Origin of the sequence: Glutamicibacter sp. BW80, assembly GCF_002332385.1 — a bacterium.
GTDB lineage: Bacteria > Actinomycetota > Actinomycetes > Actinomycetales > Micrococcaceae > Glutamicibacter.
The window spans coordinates 88,385-109,268 of record NZ_NRGV01000011.1; the positions used below are offsets into that span (position 1 = coordinate 88,385).

23 protein-coding genes are annotated in these 20,884 nt (G+C 59.1%); 8 read left to right on the top strand and 15 right to left on the bottom strand.

All coding sequences use genetic code 11. The annotated features are described in order from the left end of the window. Window positions 1-34 precede the first annotated feature (34 nt). From CIK76_RS02160 to CIK76_RS02170, 3 genes are all read right to left on the bottom strand, one after another. On the bottom strand, window positions 35-1,543 hold the full coding sequence (locus CIK76_RS02160) for an APC family permease (protein ID WP_096283156.1): 1,509 nt from the start codon (window positions 1,541-1,543) through the stop codon (window positions 35-37). Between the two features lie 80 nt (window positions 1,544-1,623). After that, window positions 1,624-2,481, bottom strand: coding sequence for a universal stress protein (locus CIK76_RS02165; protein WP_096283157.1), 858 nt, complete (start codon window positions 2,479-2,481; stop codon window positions 1,624-1,626). A gap of 2 nt (window positions 2,482-2,483) precedes the next feature. Further along, window positions 2,484-3,896, bottom strand: coding sequence for an NAD(P)/FAD-dependent oxidoreductase (locus tag CIK76_RS02170; RefSeq protein WP_096283158.1), 1,413 nt, complete (start codon window positions 3,894-3,896; stop codon window positions 2,484-2,486). A 105-nt stretch (window positions 3,897-4,001) separates the two neighbouring features. On the opposite strand from CIK76_RS02170, the gene CIK76_RS02175 reads away from it, so the two are divergent. Further along, entirely contained in the window at window positions 4,002-4,655 is a 654-nt protein-coding gene (locus tag CIK76_RS02175) for a TetR/AcrR family transcriptional regulator (RefSeq protein ID WP_096283159.1), read from the top strand. Next, the gene (locus CIK76_RS02180) at window positions 4,652-4,873 is read left to right on the top strand and encodes a hypothetical protein (protein WP_096283160.1); all 222 of its coding nucleotides are present in this window, start codon (window positions 4,652-4,654) and stop codon (window positions 4,871-4,873) included. The genes CIK76_RS02175 and CIK76_RS02180 overlap by 4 nt, the downstream gene beginning before the upstream one ends. Here the strand turns inward: CIK76_RS02180 and CIK76_RS02185 are convergent. The 8 genes from CIK76_RS02185 to CIK76_RS02220 form a co-directional block, all read right to left on the bottom strand. Further along, window positions 4,870-5,058: a hypothetical protein gene (locus CIK76_RS02185; protein WP_096283161.1), complete on the bottom strand. Its 189-nt coding sequence runs from the start codon at window positions 5,056-5,058 to the stop codon at window positions 4,870-4,872. The genes CIK76_RS02180 and CIK76_RS02185 overlap by 4 nt on opposite strands. A 169-nt stretch (window positions 5,059-5,227) precedes the next feature. Beyond that, complete coding sequence (locus tag CIK76_RS02190) at window positions 5,228-5,593, bottom strand: hypothetical protein (RefSeq protein WP_096283162.1); 366 nt, start codon at window positions 5,591-5,593, stop codon at window positions 5,228-5,230. A 373-nt stretch (window positions 5,594-5,966) separates the two neighbouring features. Further along, window positions 5,967-6,206: a hypothetical protein gene (locus CIK76_RS02195; RefSeq protein ID WP_096283163.1), complete on the bottom strand. Its 240-nt coding sequence runs from the start codon at window positions 6,204-6,206 to the stop codon at window positions 5,967-5,969. A gap of 275 nt (window positions 6,207-6,481) precedes the next feature. After that, window positions 6,482-6,970 (bottom strand): Lrp/AsnC family transcriptional regulator, encoded by a 489-nt coding sequence (locus tag CIK76_RS02200; protein WP_096283164.1) that lies wholly within the window; start codon window positions 6,968-6,970, stop codon window positions 6,482-6,484. A gap of 86 nt (window positions 6,971-7,056) precedes the next feature. After that, a complete protein-coding gene (locus tag CIK76_RS02205) occupies window positions 7,057-7,566 on the bottom strand; it encodes a VTT domain-containing protein (protein WP_096283165.1) in 510 nt (169 codons plus the stop codon). A 6-nt stretch (window positions 7,567-7,572) separates the two neighbouring features. Continuing rightward, window positions 7,573-8,829: an MFS transporter gene (locus CIK76_RS02210; RefSeq protein WP_096283166.1), complete on the bottom strand. Its 1,257-nt coding sequence runs from the start codon at window positions 8,827-8,829 to the stop codon at window positions 7,573-7,575. Further along, window positions 8,826-9,971, bottom strand: coding sequence for an FAD-dependent oxidoreductase (locus tag CIK76_RS02215; protein WP_096283167.1), 1,146 nt, complete (start codon window positions 9,969-9,971; stop codon window positions 8,826-8,828). The genes CIK76_RS02210 and CIK76_RS02215 overlap by 4 nt, the downstream gene beginning before the upstream one ends. Next, window positions 9,972-10,289 (bottom strand): non-heme iron oxygenase ferredoxin subunit, encoded by a 318-nt coding sequence (locus CIK76_RS02220; protein ID WP_096283168.1) that lies wholly within the window; start codon window positions 10,287-10,289, stop codon window positions 9,972-9,974. It lies immediately after the preceding gene. Window positions 10,290-10,639: 350 nt separating this feature from the next. Here CIK76_RS02220 and CIK76_RS02225 point away from each other — a divergent pair, with 350 nt between their 5' ends. The 3 genes from CIK76_RS02225 to CIK76_RS02235 all read left to right on the top strand — a co-directional run bounded on the left by CIK76_RS02225 (window position 10,640) and on the right by CIK76_RS02235 (window position 13,430). Next, on the top strand, window positions 10,640-11,326 hold the full coding sequence (locus CIK76_RS02225; RefSeq protein ID WP_096283169.1) for an SDR family oxidoreductase: 687 nt from the start codon (window positions 10,640-10,642) through the stop codon (window positions 11,324-11,326). Between the two features lie 199 nt (window positions 11,327-11,525). After that, window positions 11,526-12,659, top strand: a complete 1,134-nt coding sequence (locus tag CIK76_RS02230) for a mandelate racemase/muconate lactonizing enzyme family protein (protein ID WP_096283170.1) — start codon at window positions 11,526-11,528, stop codon at window positions 12,657-12,659. 60 nt (window positions 12,660-12,719) lie between these two features. Then, on the top strand, window positions 12,720-13,430 hold the full coding sequence (locus CIK76_RS02235; RefSeq protein ID WP_343252101.1) for a GntR family transcriptional regulator: 711 nt from the start codon (window positions 12,720-12,722) through the stop codon (window positions 13,428-13,430). A gap of 107 nt (window positions 13,431-13,537) precedes the next feature. Here the strand turns inward: CIK76_RS02235 and CIK76_RS02240 are convergent, their stop codons facing one another. Genes CIK76_RS02240 through CIK76_RS02255 form a run of 4 tightly spaced genes read right to left on the bottom strand, consistent with a single transcriptional unit; the run spans window position 13,538 to window position 17,110 of the window. Beyond that, the gene (locus tag CIK76_RS02240) at window positions 13,538-13,936 is read right to left on the bottom strand and encodes a universal stress protein (protein WP_096283172.1); all 399 of its coding nucleotides are present in this window, start codon (window positions 13,934-13,936) and stop codon (window positions 13,538-13,540) included. Then, window positions 13,933-15,462: a tripartite tricarboxylate transporter permease gene (locus tag CIK76_RS02245; RefSeq protein ID WP_096283173.1), complete on the bottom strand. Its 1,530-nt coding sequence runs from the start codon at window positions 15,460-15,462 to the stop codon at window positions 13,933-13,935. Before CIK76_RS02245 ends, CIK76_RS02240 begins: the two co-directional genes overlap by 4 nt. Window positions 15,463-15,485: 23 nt before the next feature. Further along, a complete protein-coding gene (locus CIK76_RS02250) occupies window positions 15,486-16,058 on the bottom strand; it encodes a tripartite tricarboxylate transporter TctB family protein (protein ID WP_096283174.1) in 573 nt (190 codons plus the stop codon). 50 nt (window positions 16,059-16,108) lie between these two features. Next, entirely contained in the window at window positions 16,109-17,110 is a 1,002-nt protein-coding gene (locus CIK76_RS02255; RefSeq protein ID WP_255248317.1) for a tripartite tricarboxylate transporter substrate binding protein, read from the bottom strand. Between the two features lie 152 nt (window positions 17,111-17,262). Here CIK76_RS02255 and CIK76_RS02260 point away from each other — a divergent pair, with 152 nt between their 5' ends. The 3 genes from CIK76_RS02260 to CIK76_RS02270 all read left to right on the top strand — a co-directional run bounded on the left by CIK76_RS02260 (window position 17,263) and on the right by CIK76_RS02270 (window position 20,883). Further along, window positions 17,263-18,150 carry a LysR family transcriptional regulator gene (locus CIK76_RS02260; protein ID WP_096283176.1) on the top strand — a complete coding sequence of 296 codons (888 nt, stop codon included), beginning with the start codon at window positions 17,263-17,265 and terminating at the stop codon, window positions 18,148-18,150. 141 nt (window positions 18,151-18,291) lie between these two features. Then, entirely contained in the window at window positions 18,292-19,230 is a 939-nt protein-coding gene (gene kdgD / locus CIK76_RS02265) for a 5-dehydro-4-deoxyglucarate dehydratase (RefSeq protein ID WP_096283177.1), read from the top strand. 51 nt (window positions 19,231-19,281) lie between these two features. Continuing rightward, entirely contained in the window at window positions 19,282-20,883 is a 1,602-nt protein-coding gene (locus tag CIK76_RS02270; protein ID WP_096283178.1) for an aldehyde dehydrogenase (NADP(+)), read from the top strand. The last annotated feature ends 1 nt before the right edge of the window (window position 20,884 follow it).

A 20,884-nucleotide genomic window follows, 5' to 3' on the forward strand; every position in this document is an offset into this window, starting at 1 on the left:
AATGATATTTGTTGAGCGCACAATTTGGCTGCGCTCAACGCATTTTGATTGTTTCTCCCTTGAAGAAAGCGGGATGCCGCATCCTGGTGAAGAGCATGATTGCTACGCCAAGCAGCAGCACGCCAACGCCGAGGATGAAGACCATTCCCAAGTTTCCGATCGCGGATCCGGAACCGTAATCGGGGTTCATTGATTCGACGGCGGTGCTGAAGAACATCACCAGCAGCACCACGCCGCCGACCAAAGGAGCCAAGAATTTGAAGAAGAAATTCCGCATGGTGCTAAATAGCTCACCGCGGAAATACCAGACGCAGGCCAGTGCCGTCAGACCGTAGTAGAAGCAGATCATCAGCCCGAGCGCCGTGATGGTGTCCCACAACGCATTTTCGGAGATCAGCCGGGTCACGACATAGAACACCGCGGCGGCAGCTGCCGAGACGATGGTAGCTACCGAGGGTGACATGAAGCGTGGCGAAATCTTGGCGAAGCTCGGCGGCAAGGCCTTGTAATAGCCCATGGCGAGCAAGGTACGTGCCGGAGACACCATAGTTGACTGCAGCGAAGCCGCCGAGGAAGAGAGAATCGCCAATGACATCAGGATGGCCAGTGGCCCCATGATCGGCCCCGAAAGCACCGCAAAAATCGATTCTTGGTTCGCTTCATTGCCCGCCCCGAGCCCGGTTTCACCCACACCTGCCCAGTAGAGGACCCCCAAGGAAACTGCTAGATACAAGGCGATGATCAGGAGCACTGTCCAGGTCGCGCCACGTCCGGGAACCTTATTCGGATCGGTGGTTTCCTCGTTCATGGTCAGCGTGACATCCCATCCCCAGAACACGAAGATGGATAGCGAGATGCCCGCGGCAAAGGCCGAGAATGAATCCACGCTCGCCGGGTTGAACATATCCAAGGTTATTGGAGTGCGGTCAAAGGGCGTGCTGTTGGTGAAGGCCATGACGGCAAAGAGCAGTAGCACCGATACTTGGAAACCCACCAAAACGTACTGGAACACCTTGGTTGCATTCAGTCCGCGATAGGAAATGTATGCTGCCGCGGCGATAAATAACAGTGTGGTGGGAATGTTGATCCATAAGTTCTCCGTCAGCTCGGCAATCGCTTGATTGCCGGTGAGCTGGGCGACGAGGATATAGAAGAAATCCACGGCTACGGCCGCCAGATTCGACAAGACGATCACCGTGGCCGCGATCAGTCCCCAGCCGCCCATCCAACCGATCATCGGTCCAAATGCGCGGGTGGCCCAGGTGAATGAAGTCCCCGAGTCCGGCATCGCGTTGTTGAGCTCGCGGTAGCCCAATGCGACCAGCAGCATCGGAATGAAACCCGCCAGCAAGATGGCCGGAAGTTGCGTGCCGACCTCGGCCACCGTAGCCCCTAGTCCAGCGGTCAACGTGTAGGCCGGGGCAATACAGGAAATACCGATCACGACCAGTCCCAGTACGCCTACGGTGCCGGTGGACAGGCCCTTGGAGTGCAGGCCGGTGTCAGGTTGCTGGACGGTTTCCCGTCTGAGATCTTGCGACATAGTGATTACCTTCTGGGGTTCATTCTGGGCAGGCATCGTCGTCTGACCAGGGCGCGGGCAACGGCCCGCTCCAAGGATTTTTAGTTAGGCACCACGGCCATGGGGACATTGAGCTGGCGCAGAATTCGTTGTGCCTTGGGGCCTATGAATAGGCGCCGGGTGGTGGCAAGCCGCGCCGAGCCAAGAATTGCGAATTCGCCATCAATCCATTCCAGTGACTCGATGGCCGCATCCAGGCTTTGGCCTGAAACGACTTCAACGGATGCCTGCAGTCCCATGGAGTCGGTCAGTTCGGTGAGGAACTTCCGGGTGAGCACCAGATGTTGGTTCAGCTCGGTGGCCGGGTCAGACACATCAGAGTCCGCCACGAGGGTGGCCACACGCAATCCCACGCCACGTGCTGTGGCGAATTTAGCTGCGCTGGCGATCACCTCGCGTGCCCCGGGTCGGTCCCCCACGAATGCTGTCATGCGGGTGATCCTTCCTTGGGCCGCGCGCAGCGATGCTAGCGCTTGCGGGCTGGACATGATCACCGAAACGCTCGAGGCGTGCAAGAGCGCGTTCGCCACGGCACCGGGCATGAAGAAACCCGCCCGGTGGCGTTTGCGTCCGCCCAAAACGATCCCGTGGGCTCCGGTTTCTTCGGCCAGCTCCATCAGTCCTTCGGCCACCGAGGGCACCGAGCGGGCTACCACGCGAACCGTGACTCCCGCCGGCACCTGGTTCAGTGCGTGGGCGGCCCATTCATCGACCTTGGCCGAGAGAATCGAGTCGAATCCGTGGTCCCCGCCGGGATAGACCGCGCTAAACGGGGTACTGGCAGGGAGCACTATTCCGATCACCAAGCTGGGTGACATGGTGCCCTGCACCAGGGCAGCGGCCAGTTCTATGGCTTCGGCACCGCGTTGATCTGCGGTGTATCCTACGAGCAAATTCATGGCTAGGCGGTGACCTTGTTCAGTGGAGCCACGCCGTCATAGTTTTCGTCGTAGCTGGCCCCGTCGAGCTCGGCGATGATTCGGGCGGCCGAGCGGCGTCCCATTCGCACCGCGCCATCCACGTGCTGGAATCCTTCTCCGGCGAGGTCTGAGGAGGAGAAGTAGAGCGGTCCGACGTTGTCATTTTGGGTTGCGCCGAATCGCGAGAGCCCGCCCAGGTCGTAGCTGGTGGCATAGGCCCCGCGGGTCCATTCTTCGGCGCCGAAATCCGAAAGGTAGAAGACCTTTGGCTCCAAGGCTTTCTCGCCGAGGAATTCGCAGATCCCCTGCAGGATCTGCTCCTTGCGGTCTTCTTCGTTCAGTTCCCACATGGCATCGGCATTGACGTCCGAGATGAAGCCGACCAGGGTGCCGGTGCTTTCTCCGGTGTAGGTATTGTCGTAGAGTTCCTGCACCAAGGAGCTTGGGCCGAAACAGGTTCCGGATAGTCCGGCTTCTCGCCAGAAGGGCGTCTCGTACACGGCATGGACCTTGATCACTAGACCCATGGAGTGGTGCTGGTGGGTGATCAGCTGCTTGCGGGGAAGCGCCGGCACATAGCTGATGCGCGAATACAGGTTCGGCGGAACAGCAATGACAGCCTTCTTGGCCTTCACGCTGATGTTGGCTCCGTGGGCGATGACCCCATCTTCAGACCATTCGAGCTTCAACACCGGGTTTTCCAGGAACACGTCGTCGCCGAGGCGCGCGGCCACCGTTTTGGAAACTCCCTGCATGGTGCCCACGATGCGTCGGTCAAGGATGAAATCCTCATCAACAAGGTTGTCGAAAGATCCTGCCGAGGATGCCATCAGCACCGCTTGCAATGCCGAGAAGGTATGCGCCGGTTTGGTCAGCATGCCACCGGCGATAAATAGACCCACGTTTTCGCAGGCGAGATTGTCTGCCGAATGTTCGCGCAAGAAATGATGGAAGGAGACCATGTCCAGCTCCTTGGCGCGCGGGTGCTCCCATGGCTTGTCTGGATTCATCTGTGCCGCAAGCTCATTCATCAGCTCAATGAGTTTGTTCATTTCGACTACGGTGCTTGCCGCGACCGGGAAATCCGCGCCTTCATAGACGATGCTCTCGCCATCGGTGGTTCGATAGACGCTCTTGCCCGCTTTGTAGCGTTCGAAGGTTTCGATGCCCAACTCGTCGATCAGCGAATACAGTCCGGTCTGATCCGGGCTGATCCACTGGCCACCGATTTCAATGGTGGCGCCGTCCATTTCTTCGCTCCAGGTGCGCCCGCCTACGCGGTCACGCGCTTCGAGCACCGCCACCGTCTTTCCGCATTTTTGCAGTTCGAAGGCTGCCGTGAGACCGGATGGCCCAGCGCCGATCACAACGACGTCACGTTCAAGTTGTTTCATGGTAATTCTCCTCAACGCTAAATGAATTTGGTTCATTTACCTCTGCGTATAGCATAGAGTACGAACATGCGCTTGTGAAGCATGCCACGTCAGGGGGAAATTGGAATGACCACCGAAGGTGCCCGACGGGCGGGTCGACCACGCACAGCGATACTCAACCGAGACCGAATCACCGAGCACGCGCTGGGTCTCGTATCGCAGGATGGCTATGACGCACTGACCATGCAGCAGCTGGCCAGGTCCTTGGGGGTTTCACCTTCGGCGCTGTACAACCACGTGGATTCCAAACAAGACCTGCTGCAATGGATCCAGGAATTGGTGATGGCAGAGGTGGACACTTCGGCCTTCGAAAAACTAGAAATCCACGAGGCGCTGATCCACTGGGCAACCAGCTATCGCGATATTTTCGCAAAGCACATTCCGCTGATCCCGATTATCGCGGTGCTCCCGGTGGCCGATTCGCCACGCACCTTGGGCATGTATGAGCATGTGGCAAAGACGTTGAAAAACCACGGGCTCGCCGAATCCGAGATCATTCCGACGATCGTCGCCCTGGAGTCATTCATCTTTGGCTCAGCCATGGATACCGCAGCGCCACATGACATTTTTGACACGAGCAATCGCCAAGACACCACCCCCAACTTCACTCAGTCCGTTGCCGCGCAGCGCGAGACTGGAATCAATACCAGCGACGATTCCTTTAGACGCGGAATCCGCGCGCTGGTACTCGGCTTGCTGGCTTCGCGAGACCAGCTATGAGGCAAAACCCAACGCCTGCTGGGGGTTCACGGCTTTCGCTCAAACAGTGGGCAGCCATCGCTCTGGGAATCATTGCGCTGATCTTTATCCTGCAGAACCTTCAATTCGTGCGCGTGGAACTACTGCTCTTCCATACCGCCGCTCCGCTGTGGGCCGTACTCTCCGCAACCTTGGCCATAGGCTATGTGATTGGACGCTTCTCTAAGAATCGGGATTAGTCGTCAAGGAACGCCCACTCGCCAACTTCTTCACCCTCGGCGTCGAGAATGTCCCCCTGAGCGCCAGGCTCAATCGGGTAGATGGCGATATTCCTCGACCAGTCCGCGAGTATCTTCTGCAACTCCTCGAGCGGCTTGAGCTTCATACTCTCGGAGTCGAAGTTTACTTCCATTACGAAACGCATGTCGTGCTCCAATCCCTGGGATTGTCGCCATCTTATGCCCTGAAATTCTTAATTACGAGACTTGTCAGGCGCGCACCGAAATGCGTGCACTTGCGAGGTACCAGCAGCACAGACGCAGCAAGGGCGAAACCAATAGGTTTCTCGCCCTTGCTGCGTGAAAATTATAGAGTTACGGCATGGCGCCCATGGTCGACAGCGATGCGATCGCCTCGTTGCCTCCAACCTTGTACAGGGCCAGCAGCAATCCGCCGAAGACGATTCCCGTCACCGCACTGAATCCGAGAGATATCTTTACTAGCGAGCGAACTTCCTGACGACTGACAACCGATTCATCTTCCAGGTAGGAAACCGCTCCGCGACTAATCGATTCCGCCGGGCTAAGCGCTCGAGCACTGAGCAGATTCGACGCCGAATCCGTCGTGCCACCACGCAAATAGGCAACGGTTGCACGGTTTTTGCGATCCTGACGAAATTTGACGATACTCGCGCCATGACGGGCCAAGAGTATGTCTTCACCAAGAGGGATCGCACCCATGTTCTGCTCCTATATTTTTGCCAACATCTTAATTCCAGTAAAGCCCATAATTTTTCCCCTTTTTACGGAACAGTCTAATTCGTTCACAACGTCACAGTCCCCTGTGATTCAATACGCATAAATAGATCGAAGTTGCCACGGAGATGGTGACTTGCGCCATTTATCAAAAGGCCCATAAATCAACGCGTAAACCTGATTCAGAAAGTTCTTTATTCTTTAACTAATTATTACCCGATGGTCTAACTCAACATCGCTCAGGTGGCGAAAGCGACGGGTTATCCGAATCGCCCTAGTGGGAAAATTAATGATGACGGTGAGCGAACTCGAAAAGTTCCTCTCACCGCCATCGCTTAGCGCAGATTCCGCAGACTCGCTAGGCGGTCTTCATCTGCGCTTGCTTGCGGTCGCGCTTGGCCTCGTGAATGCGTGCCATGAGCTCCTGATTCGCCAGGCTCTCCGGGGATGCGACGCCATGCTTATTTGCCTGCCGAATCAGCGACTCGCGAATCTTTGCCGCGTGAGTTCGCCTATATTTCGCGACCAGATAGATACTGGCACCAGCAAGCACCGTAAGTGTGACTAATGCGGTCAGTACAGTTACCTCAATACCCATTAAGTTCTCGGCCTCCTCAAAACTCAATTGCGGATGCGGCCCACCTCATTTGAGGTGTCGTCAGCGATCGTTCGCGACTTCAACACATCTCACCTAAGAAGTGAACGATTATTTTAGCATTTTTATTCGAACGATGCAAAACATAATAGTCAGGAAGTACGAATCAGTCTGCGCTCGTGGGATGGCTTCGCTTCTGTTGTGTTCTACAGCTGGCGATACGCACTTTTCCACGCGTCAGTATCGTCGCGGGGTACCAACCTGGTTGCAACCGTTCGCTAATATTCGTCGGTACCGTGGCTGTGTTCAAAGACAAGAGAAGTTTGGGTGGTGGCCACCGCGGGATTTGCCGACAGGTTGTCCAAGACGAACTGCCGCACATCTGAAGAGTTTCGGACCGCAACGTGCAGGACGAAGTCGTCGGCGCCGCCGAGGAAGAACAGCTGGCGGACTCCGGGCTTAGCGCGCATGTCCGAAGCGAAGCTGGACATGAGGTGACGTGCACCCGGGCGTATTTTGACGAAGATCAGCGCCTCGAGCTCCCGACCAAGTACTTGCGGGTCGACCTCGATGGTGAATCGGGAGATGACTCCGGAGTCGCGTAGCGCATTGAGTCGAGCCAAGCAGGTGGATGCCGCGATTCCCAATTCCTCGGCCAACGAGTTGTTGGTTCTCCTCGAATTCTCCGAGAGCAGCGCCAACAACCGCCGGTCTAGCTCATCGAGCTGGGCAGTTCTTTTTTCGCCAGACGCGGGGGTATTGAGCATCTATTTGCACCAGCTTTCACTACCAAATTTGCGGGCCTTGCTGTCTTGGACGTCTTTGCATTCTCTAGAACAACATCATAGTGAGTTCATGCTTGATCAGGCATGGTCTCATCGCAAGCGGCATCTCTAATCCGTTCCGAATTGCGCTTGTGGTAGCGGAGGAAAAAATACACGATCACCGCGATGACCAATAGTGCAGCAACAATAAACGGCCAATCCAGCAAGAGCCAGGCGTAGAACACCGCCATGCCAATGGTCGAATAGATCAAGGCCCAGGCCAGCGCTCCTACTGTCACCGCAGGCAGGTAGCGCCGTAGTGGCATCCGGCTAGCCCCGGCCGAGGCATTGACCGCAGACTGAATTCCGACGGTGAGGAAGCACAATGGAACCGCAAGCATTCCCCACCGGGCAATGAATCTTTGGGCACGCCGGTACATAATTCCGTGCATGATTCTTTGATACCGGGTATTTTCCACTCCGCGTGCCACTGCGCGGCCTACCCAATAGGTCGCGTTGCCGCGAAGCAACGCTGTGCAAAAGAAGAAAGTGAAGGTCACCAGGAAAGGTGCGTCATGCACCAGCCAATCAATTGTCATTTACCACTACGGAACACTTTTAATCTTCGTGACCAGTACGGCACCAACGAGGCTGATCACCGCGGAGCAGATGAACAAGGTTGAATACCCGCCGAACCAAGTCACCGACAGCCAAGCGACAAGCGGGGCTACGACCTGAGGCAGGGAGTTCGCAATATTGATCATGCCCAGATCCTTGCCCCGCGAGTCTTCATGCGGAAGCACTTGGGTCAGCAGGGCAAAATCCACCGCCAGGTAGGCTCCGAAACCAATGCCCAGCAGTACCGCGGCAATGATTGCTGTGCCGAAGGACGAGGCGAAAGCCAGCGTGAGGGCAGCAATGGCCACGATGACCGAGGAAATGATTACATACTTCTTGCGCTTCCCATCCCGATCTGACAACCGTCCGGAGATCACCGAGGAGAAGATTACGCAGAAGGCGTAGATGGCGGTCAGCACCAGCACCCCGGTAGCCGGCTCCGGATGATGCAGTTCGTCTTGCAGGAAGAAAAGCAGGTAGACCAAACACAGTTGGCTGCCCAGATACAGCAGGAATCGAGTCAGCCAAGCCCACCCGAAATCGGTGTACCGCACCGGATTGATCCAGAAGCTTTTGATGAATTCCAAGAGTTTCAACGGTTCCAGCGTGCCCTTGGGCAATGGCACGTCCTGGCGCATTAATACGAACGGGATGGCGCAGATCGCCACCGCGGTAGCGACCATGGCATAGCCGAAAACCAGGTTCGAGGCGGCCACCATGCCGATGACCGCGCCAATAAGCGAACCGCAGGTCTGGCCCAGTGCTACCAGTCCACCGACCAGTCCACGCTGTTCCACCGGCACCTTATCCGGGATGGCCGCGAAGATCGCGGCCAGTGCCGCGTTGCCGGCGGCCTGCATCAACGCCCAGCCGATCACCAGCATGGTCACCGTCTGCGCGGTGGACATCAAGAGCAATGCCAGCGCGGCAAAGACGGTTCCACACATCACCCACGGGACGCGTCGACCAAACTTCGAGGTACTCCGGTCACTCAAAGCACCGAATAACGGGTTGGCAACCAGCGATACCGCTGCGCCCACGCCGGTGACCAGCGAAAGAATGGCGTTTTTCTGGCTGGCGTCCAGCTGTTCGGCGTGCAGGCCGAGCAGCACCTGAATCGGCGCGAAGAAGCCGACATTGATGCCGATATGGACAATGACGACCGCCGCTATCCAGCCGGCTCCTACGCGCTTCGTCGGAACGCGAAGAGCTTCGGGCAACTGCGAACTACGTTCTGTGATCATGCTCGGTCCTGCCGTCCAAGGTCGCGAGGACCGACCAGTGGGTCTCGTAGTTCTTCAATGCTCGGGGTGACGCCTCGGGCTATAAGTCGTTTAACTGCCTTGGACATCAGCCCGCCATCGACCATTGATGCGGCGATCAGGCTTCCAGACTCGTCCAAACCAAAGAGTACTTGCAGCTGGCCTCTCCGGTTGAACCGCGAGATGGTTCGACTTGCCTTGCCGAAGTCCCCCACCGTTTCGACGTGGCTGTCGTGGCGGTCAGACCAGAACCAGGGAACCGAGTGTGCGGTTGCTTCGGTGCCCATGATGGTTGCGGCAGCGATGGCTGCGTCTTCCATGGCTGCTTCCCAGTGCACCGCGCGTGGCCGCTGAACCATGCGCGCGGCGTCCCCGATGGCAAGGACTTGCCGCTGACCGGTGGCACGCAGGGATTCATCGACGAGAATCCCGTCGTTGATTTCCAGCCCCAGCTCTGCTGCGAGCTTGGTTTCGGCGGTGACACCGATTGCTGCAACGATGACTTCTGCGTCGATCCGCCGACCGGAAACCATCGCGTGCGTCGGACCGAGCTCGGTCACCGCACCGGTCATCGAGGTAATCCCTCGGCGGGAATGCTCGGCATGCAACGCCGTTGCCATGTCTGTGCCCAAGACTTTGGACAGTGGTGCCGAAGAGCTGGACACGAGGGTCACCTGCGCACCGAGCATTTTTGCGGTGGCGGCGAACTCCGCACCGACCAGCCCGGCGCCGATGACGAGGACTCGTTGGCCGAATATTCCCTCTTCCAGCATCGACGACAGGTAAGCGGCGTCGTCTCCGGTGTGCAGGCTGCGCGCGTATTCTGCGCCTGGCACCTGAAGTTTGTTGGGAGTGGTGCCCGTGGCGAGCACCACCCAATCGTCCGGCTCCGTGGGTAGGCTCAGTTCGGTGACCGATTCCTGGACAAGGCCCACACCATGTTCCTCGAACCAAGCAAGCGGAACGAAGTGCTCACGCTGCAGCGACTTGCTTAGCGGTGGCCGGTCATAGGGAAGCCCCTCGGGGTCACTGATCTTAATGCTTCCGGAATATCCCTTGTTGACCAATTCGCGCGCAAGGGTAAATCCGGCAACGCCACCGCCGACAATATGAACGGACGGCATTTAGATATCTAGCTCCAAATTCCCGTCAACTACCGCAACCTTGTAGGTGCGCGCGTCATCGGTGGCGGGAAGGCACTGCACCTTTCCGCTCTTCAAATCGAAGGTGGATGCGTGCAAGGGGCATTCAACCTCGCACCCTTCGACCCAGCCGTCGGAGAGCGAAGCGATCTCATGGGGGCATTCGTCCTGCAACGCATAAAAATTGCCGTCTGCTGCATGGAAAATCGCAATGTCTTCGCTGGCGCCGCTGTCACTGGCGGGGACCAGCAATGCGTCTCCTCTGGCAATCTGTTCTGCGGGACCGACTTGGTAGCTCACGATGACTCCTTGTTGTTGAACACGTCTGGAACCATCTTGTCACTTTCGCCCGCCACTCACCTATCTGGCAGGCCACTATGAGGCAACGCAATCTGGCCTGCTACGCGCTGGCTTGCTGGAGGCCGTGTAATGCAGCGCCGGCAAGGCCGCCAGCTAGGTGCATCAAGTGCCGGTTTAACCTGCAGGAATTAGTCCCGCTTCGGAGGGATCAGCCACGGGAAATGGCTTTCGGCCACATGCTCTCCAGCGGCCGAGGACACAAAGCCAGCAGCTGAAGACCGGGGTATGGAATATCGCGCCACTACTTGGTGTTGTGCCAAAGAGGACAACCGAGGAGAAATGAGCAGAATATGGCCGAAACAAATCGAGTAGTCATTATTGGCGGACACGGGAAGATCGCACTTCTTGCTGCCCCCAAACTCGCACGTCAGGGAATGGACGTCGAGTCCGTGATCCGCAATCCGGACCATGCAGAAGAAATCACCGCGCTTGGCGCGACTCCGGTCGTGCTCGACATCGAGCAGGCCGACGTGGACAGCCTCGCTCGGCAGTTTGCCGGCGCCAAGGCCGTTGTTTTCTCCGCCGGTGCCGGCGGCGGCAATCCCGAACGCACGCTCGCGGTGGATTACCAGGCTGCCGTGCGCACCATGCAAGCGGCACAGCAGGCCGGGGTGAAGCGCTTTGTGATGGTTTCGTACTCACGCGCCGCGGTGGACGTGGATACCCTCGATCCGGAGAATTCATTCTTTGGCTACGCGAAGGCCAAGCATGACGCGGATGAGTACCTGCGCGGCACCGATCTGGACTACACGATCCTCGGCCCGGGCGTGTTGACCCTCGACCCGGCAACCGGGCAGATCGTCTTGGCCGATGCAGAAGGCAAGATTCAGGGTCAAGCCGCGCAAGATGACCAAGCCAACACCTCTCGTGAGAACGTCGCTGAGGTCATCACACACGTGCTGGCTACGGGAGCGGCGACTCGCGGAACAGTTAATTTCTACGACGGCTCGACCCCCATCCCCGAGGCCATCAGCTAGTTCAGGCCTCCCCCACGAAAGACCGCTCGGATTTTCCGGGCGGTCTTTCACATTAACCACGGCGAAGGCGATTCGGTGTGCCGTGAGAATCGGTTTCGGATTCCCCGATAAACTACTTGTGTTACAAGTTTTGAACTTGTAGCATAAGTTGCATGAAGGGCCCGCACAGGGCACATCCACTGCAGGAGTTCGAAACCCCATGAGCTACACACCCGATGCCATTCGCCACGTCAAACTCTCCACCGCACGGCTCCCCCTAGCCACGCCGATCTCGGATGCCAAGGTGTTCACCGGACGCCAGAAGCCGATGACCGAAGTGGTCTTCCTCTTCGCGGAAATCACCACCGAACAGGGCCACCAGGGCCTTGGCTTCTCCTACTCCAAGCGAGCCGGAGGCCCCGCGCAGTACGCACACGCCAAGGAAGTCGCGCAGACAATGATCGGCGAGGACCCCAACGACATCGCCAAGCTCTATACCAAGCTGCTGTGGGCCGGTGCCTCGGTGGGACGTTCGGGGGTGGCCACCCAGGCACTAGCCGCCTTGGACATTGCGCTCTACGACCTGAAGTCCAAGCGCGCGGGGCTTCCCTTGGCCAAGTTCCTTGGCTCCCACCGCGATTCGGTTCGCACCTACAACACCTCCGGCGGATTCCTGAACGCCAGTATCGAAGAGGTCAAGGACCGCGCGACCCAATCCATTGCCGAGGGCATCGGCGGCATCAAGATCAAGGTCGGCCTGCCCGACAGCGCCGAAGACCTGCGCCGCGTCGCCGCCGTGCGCGAGCACATCGGGGCGGACTTCCCGCTGATGGTGGATGCAAATCAGCAGTGGGACCGCGCTACCGCCTTGCGCATGGGCCGCAAGCTCGAAGAGTTCGACCTGGTATGGATCGAAGAGCCGCTGGACGCCTACGATGCCGAGGGCCATGCGGCGTTGACCGCTGCTCTGGATACCCCCATCGCCACCGGCGAGATGCTTGCCTCGGTCGCCGAACACGAGCGGCTGATCTCCGCCCGTGCGTGCGACATCATTCAGCCTGACGCTCCACGCGTCGGCGGCATCACCCAGTTCCTGCGTCTGGCGACGCTAGCCGATCAGGCTGGACTGGATCTGGCGCCGCACTTCGCCATGGAAATCCATCTGCATCTGGCCGCCGCCTACCCACGCGAACCCTGGGTGGAGCATTTCGACTGGTTGGATCCGCTGTTCAATGAACGCCTGGAAACCAAGGATGGCCGCATGATCGTGCCAGATCGACCAGGTCTGGGATTCAGCTTCAGCGATCAGGCACGCGCCTGGACCACCGAATCGGTTGAGTTCGGCCGGGCCTAAGGAAGCATTAATAAGCGCCGGGACACCTCGTTGAGGTGTCCCGGCGCTTATTGTTGAACTATGGAGAGCATGAAACCGAATCTGACCACCACGCTGGTCGAACACCTTCGTGAGCGGATAAGTTCTGGGGCAATCGCCCCCGGCGACAAGCTTCCCAGCGAGAATACGCTCATTGCCGACCACGGGGTCTCGCGCACAGTGGTCCGTGAAGCCATCACCCGGCTGCAGGCCGAGGGACTGGTGCATACTCGCCGGGGCGCAGGCAGCTTCGCGTTGACTCCCCCGGCAGAGGATGCCTCGACGCAGGCGCGTGTACCGCGCACCCTGGCCGAACGCCGTCAGCTGATCGAGTTCCGCATGGGCATTGAATCCGAGGCGGCGGCTCGTGCCGCAAGCCGGTCTGCCTCAGCGAATCTCACCGACATGGACTCGGCACTGGCCGCTTTCCGCGCCGCCGGCCCCAACGCTGCCCAAGCCATGAGCTGTGACTATGAATTCCATCTGGCGGTCTCTCGCGCCAGCGCGAACCCATACTTCGTGCAAGCCGTAGAGCTCTTCGGACCGGCAATGATCGCCATGCCGCGTCAGCGGTTCGAGATCCCTGATGGCAAGCTTGCCCCGCGCCTGGAACGCGTAGCCGAGGAACACGAAGCAATCCGAGCTGCCATTGCCTCGGGAAACCAATTGTCTGCCAGCGCCGCCATGCGCTTGCACCTCGCGAACTCCTTGCACCGATTGGACCTTGAATCTGGCATTCCCGAGGGCAACTAACTGGCATTTAGGCAGCACAGGTGCTCACTGCAACAGCATCAAGGCCGTAGCTACCCCGGATATTCCGGGGTAACTACGGCCTTGATTTATCTGCGGAGAAGCGCTTGCTACGCTTGTTCTACCTTCACCGCTAGCACCGGGTGCTGGGCCTGGAGCAAGATGCGTTGCGCTTGGGAACCCATGATGAACTTCCCCACCTGCGAGCGCTGGCGAAGCCCAATGACAATGAGTGACACTTGGTGCTCATCTGCCAATCCCAGGAACTCTTCGGTGAGATCATCACGGTATGTCGATTCGAGCACCCGAGCATCGATGCCCGCCTGTGTAGCGGCTTCCAGGACTCTGTCCAGATCTTCTGATGATGCGGTGTTCTTGTCCACCAAAGAACCTTCGCGCGAGGAATTTACGATCAGCAACTCCTCCTGGCGCAACTTCGATTCTTTGATTGCCGCGGCTACCGCGGCCTCTCCGACATTGCTGGGGACGTATCCGACGATGATACTCATGTGTTTTCCTTTTCCTTCGCGGCCGCGTCGGCTAGCGAGCCGTTTTTGCGCCTGTCGATAGCTGACTTAATCATTGGCCATACCGCAACGAAGATGAACAGAGCCAGCAGCGTTGCAGAGATTGGGCGGGTGAAGAACCCCGCGGGATCTCCTTCCAGCACCAGCAGTGAGCGGCGCAGGTTGGATTCCAGCAGGCTTCCCAGGACGAAGGCCAAGACCAGTGGGCCTGGTTCAAAACCGAACTTCTTCATCAGGTAGCCAAGGGCGCCGAAGAGCACCACCAGCAGCACGTCGAACATCGAGTTTCGAATCGTGTAGGCCCCCAGCAGGGTGATCAATGCGGTAATCGGAGCGAGGATCGCTGCACGGATGCGCAGGATCCTGACGAACACCCCGATCAGGGGAATGGACATGATCAGCAGCAGGATATTTCCGATATACATCGAGTTCACCACGCCCCAGAAAAGTTCGGGGTCGTTGCTAATCAGCTGCGGGCCAGGGGTGATTCCCTGGATTAGCAGGGCACCGAAGATGATTGCCATGGTGGCGTTCGCCGGGATGCCCAGGGTCAGCAAGGGGATGAACGAGCTGGTCGCCGCGGCGTTGTTTGCCGTTTCAGGGCCCGCAACTCCTTCAATGGCTCCCTTGCCAAATCGCGAGGGGTCCTTCGCGGTTTTCTTTTCCATGGCGTAGGAGGCAAGCGAAGAGATAGTCGCACCGCCGCCTGGCAGAATTCCCAGGAAGAACCCGAGCACCGAACCGCGGCCAATAGCGCCCGAAGCCTCTTTGATGTCTTTGGCCTTGGGCCAGACATTAGAGACCTTCATCGGAGCCGTGGCTGCACGGTGGCGTTCTTCAAGGTTGTAGAGGATCTCGCCGACGCCGAAGAGTCCCATGGCGATGGGTACGAAATCGATTCCGTCGGCCAGCGACAGGTTTCCAAAGGTGAAACGTTCGGCACCGGTGAATCCATCACGGCCTACGGTGGCAAGGAACAGGCCTACCGCGGCGGCGATGATCGCCTTGATCTTCGTGCCCCCGGAGATGGTGGCAACCAGCAGGATGCCGAGCATTGCCAGCGCGGTGTATTCCGGTGGTCCGAAGTCCAAGGCAAAGCTTGCAACCAGAGGGGCCAAGAAGGTCAACCCGATAATAGAGACCGTGGCGCCAAAGAAAGAGCCGATGGCCGCGATTCCCAGTGCGGTACCTGCCCGACCTTGCTTGGCCATGACATATCCGTCGAAGACGGTGACCACGCTGCTTGCTTCACCGGGCAGGCGAAGCAGTACCGAGGTGATGGTGCCACCGTACTGGGCACCGTAGAAAATTCCTGCGAGCATAATGATCGCAGTGACCGGCTCGACGCCATAGGTCATCGGCAGCAGAATCGCGATCGTCGCGGCGGGGCCGAGGCCCGGCAGCACGCCGATGAGCATACCGACGACGACACCGAGCAGGCAGTAGAGAAGGTTTGTGGGATCCAAGACGACGGTGAAGCCGTCGAGGACCGGTCCGAAGAATTCCATGCGCATATACCTTTACTTGCGACTTAAAACAGTCGGGGAATGGTGGTGCCGAGTGCGGCGATGAAGATCGCGTAGAAGGCGGCGACAATCAAGATCGAGTAGATCGTGGCCGACCTCCAGCGTTCACCACCTAGCCAACGCATCCAGACGAAGCACAACAGCAGTGCCGGAACTTCAAAGCCGATCAGCGGCATCAGCACCACCATCAGAATCAGTGTTCCGAAACCGATGACCGCATACCAGCTCATACCGCTGAATTTCTCGCCGTCCTTGCCTCCGGAGCGTCCGACAATGATCTGCGCGATTGCCATCACCGCTGCGATCAGTGTGATGATAAATGGCCACATGCCTGCCGCCGGCGCCGCAGGGGTGCCCAGCCCCAACCCGATTGACAGCCCCAGTCCAGCAAGGCTCAGTCCGAGAACCACCAGGGAGGAAACCAGGTTTGCGATTGGTCCAGCCGGCTCCGGAGCTTCCGCTTCCCACTGCGCCGCAAGTTCCTCGGGCGTGAGGGCATCTGCTTCATCGGCATGCTGCATTGCTTCGACGTTCGCCGGCAGATCCGTTGGATCCTGTGCGACCTTTTTCGCGTCCATTACTTTCATCCTTTGGTACTCACTTTCGGATTGGGGCCGGTAGCTTTTGGCTACTTACCTGCCAGCGAGATGCCGTGCTCTTCGGTCAGATCCTTGTACTTGGTAGCCAGTTCGTTCCATTCGGAGACAACCTCTTCGCCCGAAATCTCGTGAGGGGAGAGCATGTTCTGTTCGTTGAAACTCTTGTAGCTATCGGTGCCCACTGCGTCCTTGATCGAGGCGACGAGCGTTTCCTTCGCCTCATCGTCCAGGCCCTTCGGTGCCGCGATGGCGCGGTACTGGGACACCGGCACCTCATAACCTGATTCGATGGCGGTTGGTACATCCGGAAGGAATTCGTTGCGCTCCTTGGAAAAGACCACGATTGGAGTGACGGTACCTGCGTCGATCTGCGGCTTGGCTTCGCCGAGCTGAACTGTGGAAACCTGAACTTGATCGCCCATAACTGCTGTCAAAGCCGGGGAGCCCGAATCAAAGGGAACCGTGGTTCCCTCGATGCCGGCCTGTGCCAAGAGCAGCGCCTGGGCCAGCTGCGAACCGGTGCCAACGCCCGTGGTGCCGAAGGAGAGCTTCTTGTCGCTGTTCTTAATATCATCCAGATTCTTCACGCCCGAGTCGGTGCTGGCGACCATCACATAGTCGTCCTGGGAAAGCCCCATGAGGACATCCAAGTCGTCGAGGGAGACCGCTTCTTCTTCCGAAACCGCCAGCGGAGTGATGGTGATCAGCGACGCGTTGAGCAGGATCAGGTTCTGGCCATCGGCATCCAAGGCCGCTACTTCCTGAGTAGCCAAGGCGCCGTTGGCACCGGGCTTATTCACGACGGGCATAGCAACGCCTAGTGATTCGGCCATGCCTTCGGCGGCGGCGCGGGCAATCAGGTCGGTGGAACCGCCAGGAGCCTGGCCCACGGTGAGCGTTACCGGTCCGCTTGGGAACTCAGCGGATGAAGAGCTGCCGCCGCCCACGTTGCCGCCACATGCGGTCAGAGCCAGAGCCGCGCCGGCTGCGGAGATTGAGAGGAGAGTGCGTCGGGTCATGCGATTTTTCACGGGAAGATCTCCTATGGTTTCGAGTGTATGAGTCCTAATAAAGCCGATCTCGTGAGTCAGCTCACCATTTAGGTCTCCGGTACAGCCTAGAAAACAGATATGATGCATGTCCAAGGTCAACTATGCATGGAATGATTCCCGAAAGGTATCAAGTGTTCACTCTGGATCAGGCCCGCAGCTTCGTTGCGGTAGCAGAAGAGCTGCATTTCGGACGGGCCGCTGAACGTCTCAATATGACGCAACCTCCGCTGAGTCGGCAGATTCAAAAACTGGAAAGATCCGTCGGAGTTGAGCTGCTCGAACGAGATAACCGCCGAGTGTCACTCACCGCTGCCGGCCACGCATTCCTCGCCGATGCCCGGCGGCTTGTGGTTGCCGCCGAACGGGCGCCGGATAACGCGCGGCGCATTGCAGCGGGCCAGCTCGGTGAACTTCGCATCGGGTTTACCGCCGCATCGGGCTTTAGCCTCTTAGGTCCGCTGCTGGCCGAAATCACCGAACAAATGCCCGAGGTCCATCTGGATCTCGTGGAAATGGTTACTAGCGAGCAGGTAGGCGCCCTGCTCGACGGGGATCTGGACCTGGGGCTCGCCCGGCCGCCCTTTGACGAGAAGCTCTTCGAATCCACCTTGCTCTTCTCCGAAGGCCTGTTCGCCGCGGTGCCTACGGGGCATCGGCTTGACCTGCTGCAGCGAGAACTCATTTTTGATGACCTCCGCGAAGAACCATTGATCATGCACTCTTCGACCAAGGCGCGCTACTTCTACGATCTGGTGGTCCGCCGGCTGGATGTCGAGCACAAGAACGTGCGCCATACCGTCAGCCAGATCCTCACCATGATCGCCTTGGTCTCCGCCGGGCGCGGTATCGCGATTGTTCCGGAAAGCGCCAAGCTGCTGGGCGTGCACGGGGTCAGCTACCTGCGGCTAGGAGAGGTCACCGACGATCCCGTGCAATTGCACGCCATCTGGAGCAAGACCTCCCGCAACCCGGCCCTCGAACGCCTGGTGGAGATTGTGCGCGGATCACTCCACGGCTAATGATGCTCGTAGGGTATCAAACAATATAAATATGGGCTTGGACAGGCATCATGCTTGCTCCATACGCTGGGGACAACGGATTCAATCCACCCACCTTCCGTCGATGCACCTTGCGACGGATCAAGAAAAGGACCATCCCCCATGGCTCAGTACACTCCCGCCGAACTCGCCGACAAGCTCAAAGACGGACTGCTTTCCTTCCCGGTCACCGCGTTTGATGCTGACCTTGAAATCGACGAGCCAACCTACCGCCGCCATCTGGATTGGCAGTCGAGCTTCGAGGTCGCAGGCCTGTTCGCGGCCGGCGGCACCGGCGAAGGCTTTGCCCTGACCTCAGAGGAAGCGGCCAGGGTTGTTCGCATGGCTGTGGAAGAAGCGGGCTCACGAGTTCCGGTGCTCGCCTCGGCCGGCGGTTCGACCAAGCAAGCCATCCAGAACGCCCAGGACGCCGAAGCTGCAGGCGCCGAGGGGTTGCTGCTGCTGCCTCCATACCTGACCGAGTGCGACCAGGAAGGCCTGTACCAGCATGTCTCCTCGATCTGCTCCGCAACCAAAACCGGCGTGATCGTGTACAACCGCGCCAACGCCGTCTACTCGGCGGACACCGTGGCCCGACTGGCAGAGAACCACGAGAACTTCATCGGCTTCAAGGACGCCAACGGGGACATTGAGCACCTGACCAAGGTCTATGCCAAGAACGGTGACCGCTTGTTCTACCTCGGCGGCCTGCCCACCGCCGAGACTTTTGCGCTGCCACTGCTGCAGCTGGGCATGAGCACCTACTCCTCGGCGATGTACAACTTCGTCCCGGAATTCGCCCTGGACTTCTACAAGGACGTGCGCGCCCAGGATCGCGTGGCCGTCAATGAAAAGCTCAACCGATTCGTATTGCCGTACCTGGATATCCGCGACCGCGTCAAGGGCTACGGTGTCTCCATCGTCAAGGGCGGGTTGAAGGCCATCGGCCGCGACTCGGGTTCGGTCCGCCCACCGCTGCAGAACCTCACCGAGCAGGACCTTGCGGATCTGAGCGCACTGATCCAGCAGGCAGGCATTGTGCCCGCCGAGGCCACCCACTAAGCCAAGCCGCGTACATCACCGGCAAATCAACACGTCGAATCAGGAGTAAACATGACCACCAATACTCAGAATTTGAGCGGGCAATCAATCCTTGCGGGTGCTGCTACCACCGGCAACGGCCGCGCCGTACACGGCTACAACCCTGCCACCAATGAACCGCTGGAGCCGGCTTACTCGCTTATCGATCTGGATCAGCTGAAGATCGCCACCGCGGCGGCGGCCGAGGCTTTCGAATCCTTCCGCTCGCTGGAGCCCGCGAAGCACGCGGATTTTCTGGATGCGATTGCCGAGAACATCGAAGCCGTGGGTGCCGAGCTGGCGGCACGCGCCATGGCGGAAACCGGGCTTCCCGAGGCGCGCCTGACCGGCGAGCGCGGGCGCACCACCGGGCAGCTGCGGCTGTTCGCTAAGGTGATCCGCCAAGGCGACCAGCATGGGGTCCGCGTTGATCCGGCACTGCCCGATCGCGCCCCGCTCCCGCGCGTTGACATTCGCCAGCGCAAGATTGCCGTGGGACCGGTTGCGGTCTTCGGCGCCTCCAACTTCCCGCTGGCATTCTCCACCGCGGGCGGAGACACCGCCTCGGCGCTGGCCGCTGGCTGCCCGGTTATTTTCAAGGCACACAACGCTCATCCTGGCACTAGCGAGATTGTCGGTCGGGCAATCAGCAAGGCCGTTGCGGACTTCGGCCTGCACCCGGGCGTCTTCTCGCTGGTTTATGGTCCGGGCGCGACCATCGGCCAGGCCCTCGTAGCGGATCCGGTGATCAAGGCAGTTGGATTTACCGGTTCGCGTTCGGGCGGCACGGCACTAATGGCTACCGCGGCCGCACGTCCAGAGCCGATTCCGGTCTACGCCGAGATGAGCTCCATCAACCCAGTGATCTTCTTTGCCGGTGCGCTGTCCGAAGATCCAGCCGCGCAGGCAAAAGCCTACCTGGGTTCTGTCTCCGGTTCCTCGGGTCAGCTGTGCACCGCACCTGGATTGGTCTTCGTGCCTACCGGCGCTGGCGGTGACGCCTTTGCGCAGGCCATCAGCAGCCAGGCTCCGAATACCGCGGGGCAGACAATGCTGACCGAGGGCATCTACAACTCCTGGATACAGGGTGTCGAGGCCTTAGGCGGCCAGCCGGGCGTCGAGCTGTTGGGTCGCGGTACCGAAGGAGCCGGTCAGAATGCACCGGCACCTGCCATCTACTCCTCCTCGGTAGAACAGCTGCTGGAAAATCCGGTGCTTCAGGATGAAATCTTTGGTGCGGCTTCGCTAGTGATTCGCTACGATTCTGCTGCCGAACTGGTCACCGCGCTGTCAAAGTTGGAAGGCCAGCTCACCGCGACCTTGCAGCTCACCGATGCTGACCACGAGACCGCTGCCGCGGTACTCCCGACCTTGGAAACCAAGGTTGGCCGTATCCTGGTCAACGGCTGGCCAACGGGCGTTGAGGTGGGCCACGCAATGGTGCACGGCGGGCCGTTCCCAGCCACCTCCGATCCGCAGACCACCTCGGTAGGTACGCTGGCCATCGAACGTTTCTTGCGCCCGGTCGCCTACCAGAATTTCCCCAATGCCCTGCTGCCACGGCCGATCGCCAAGGACAACCCTTGGAACCTGACCCGACGCATTGACGGCACCCTGACAACCACCGGAGAGTAGT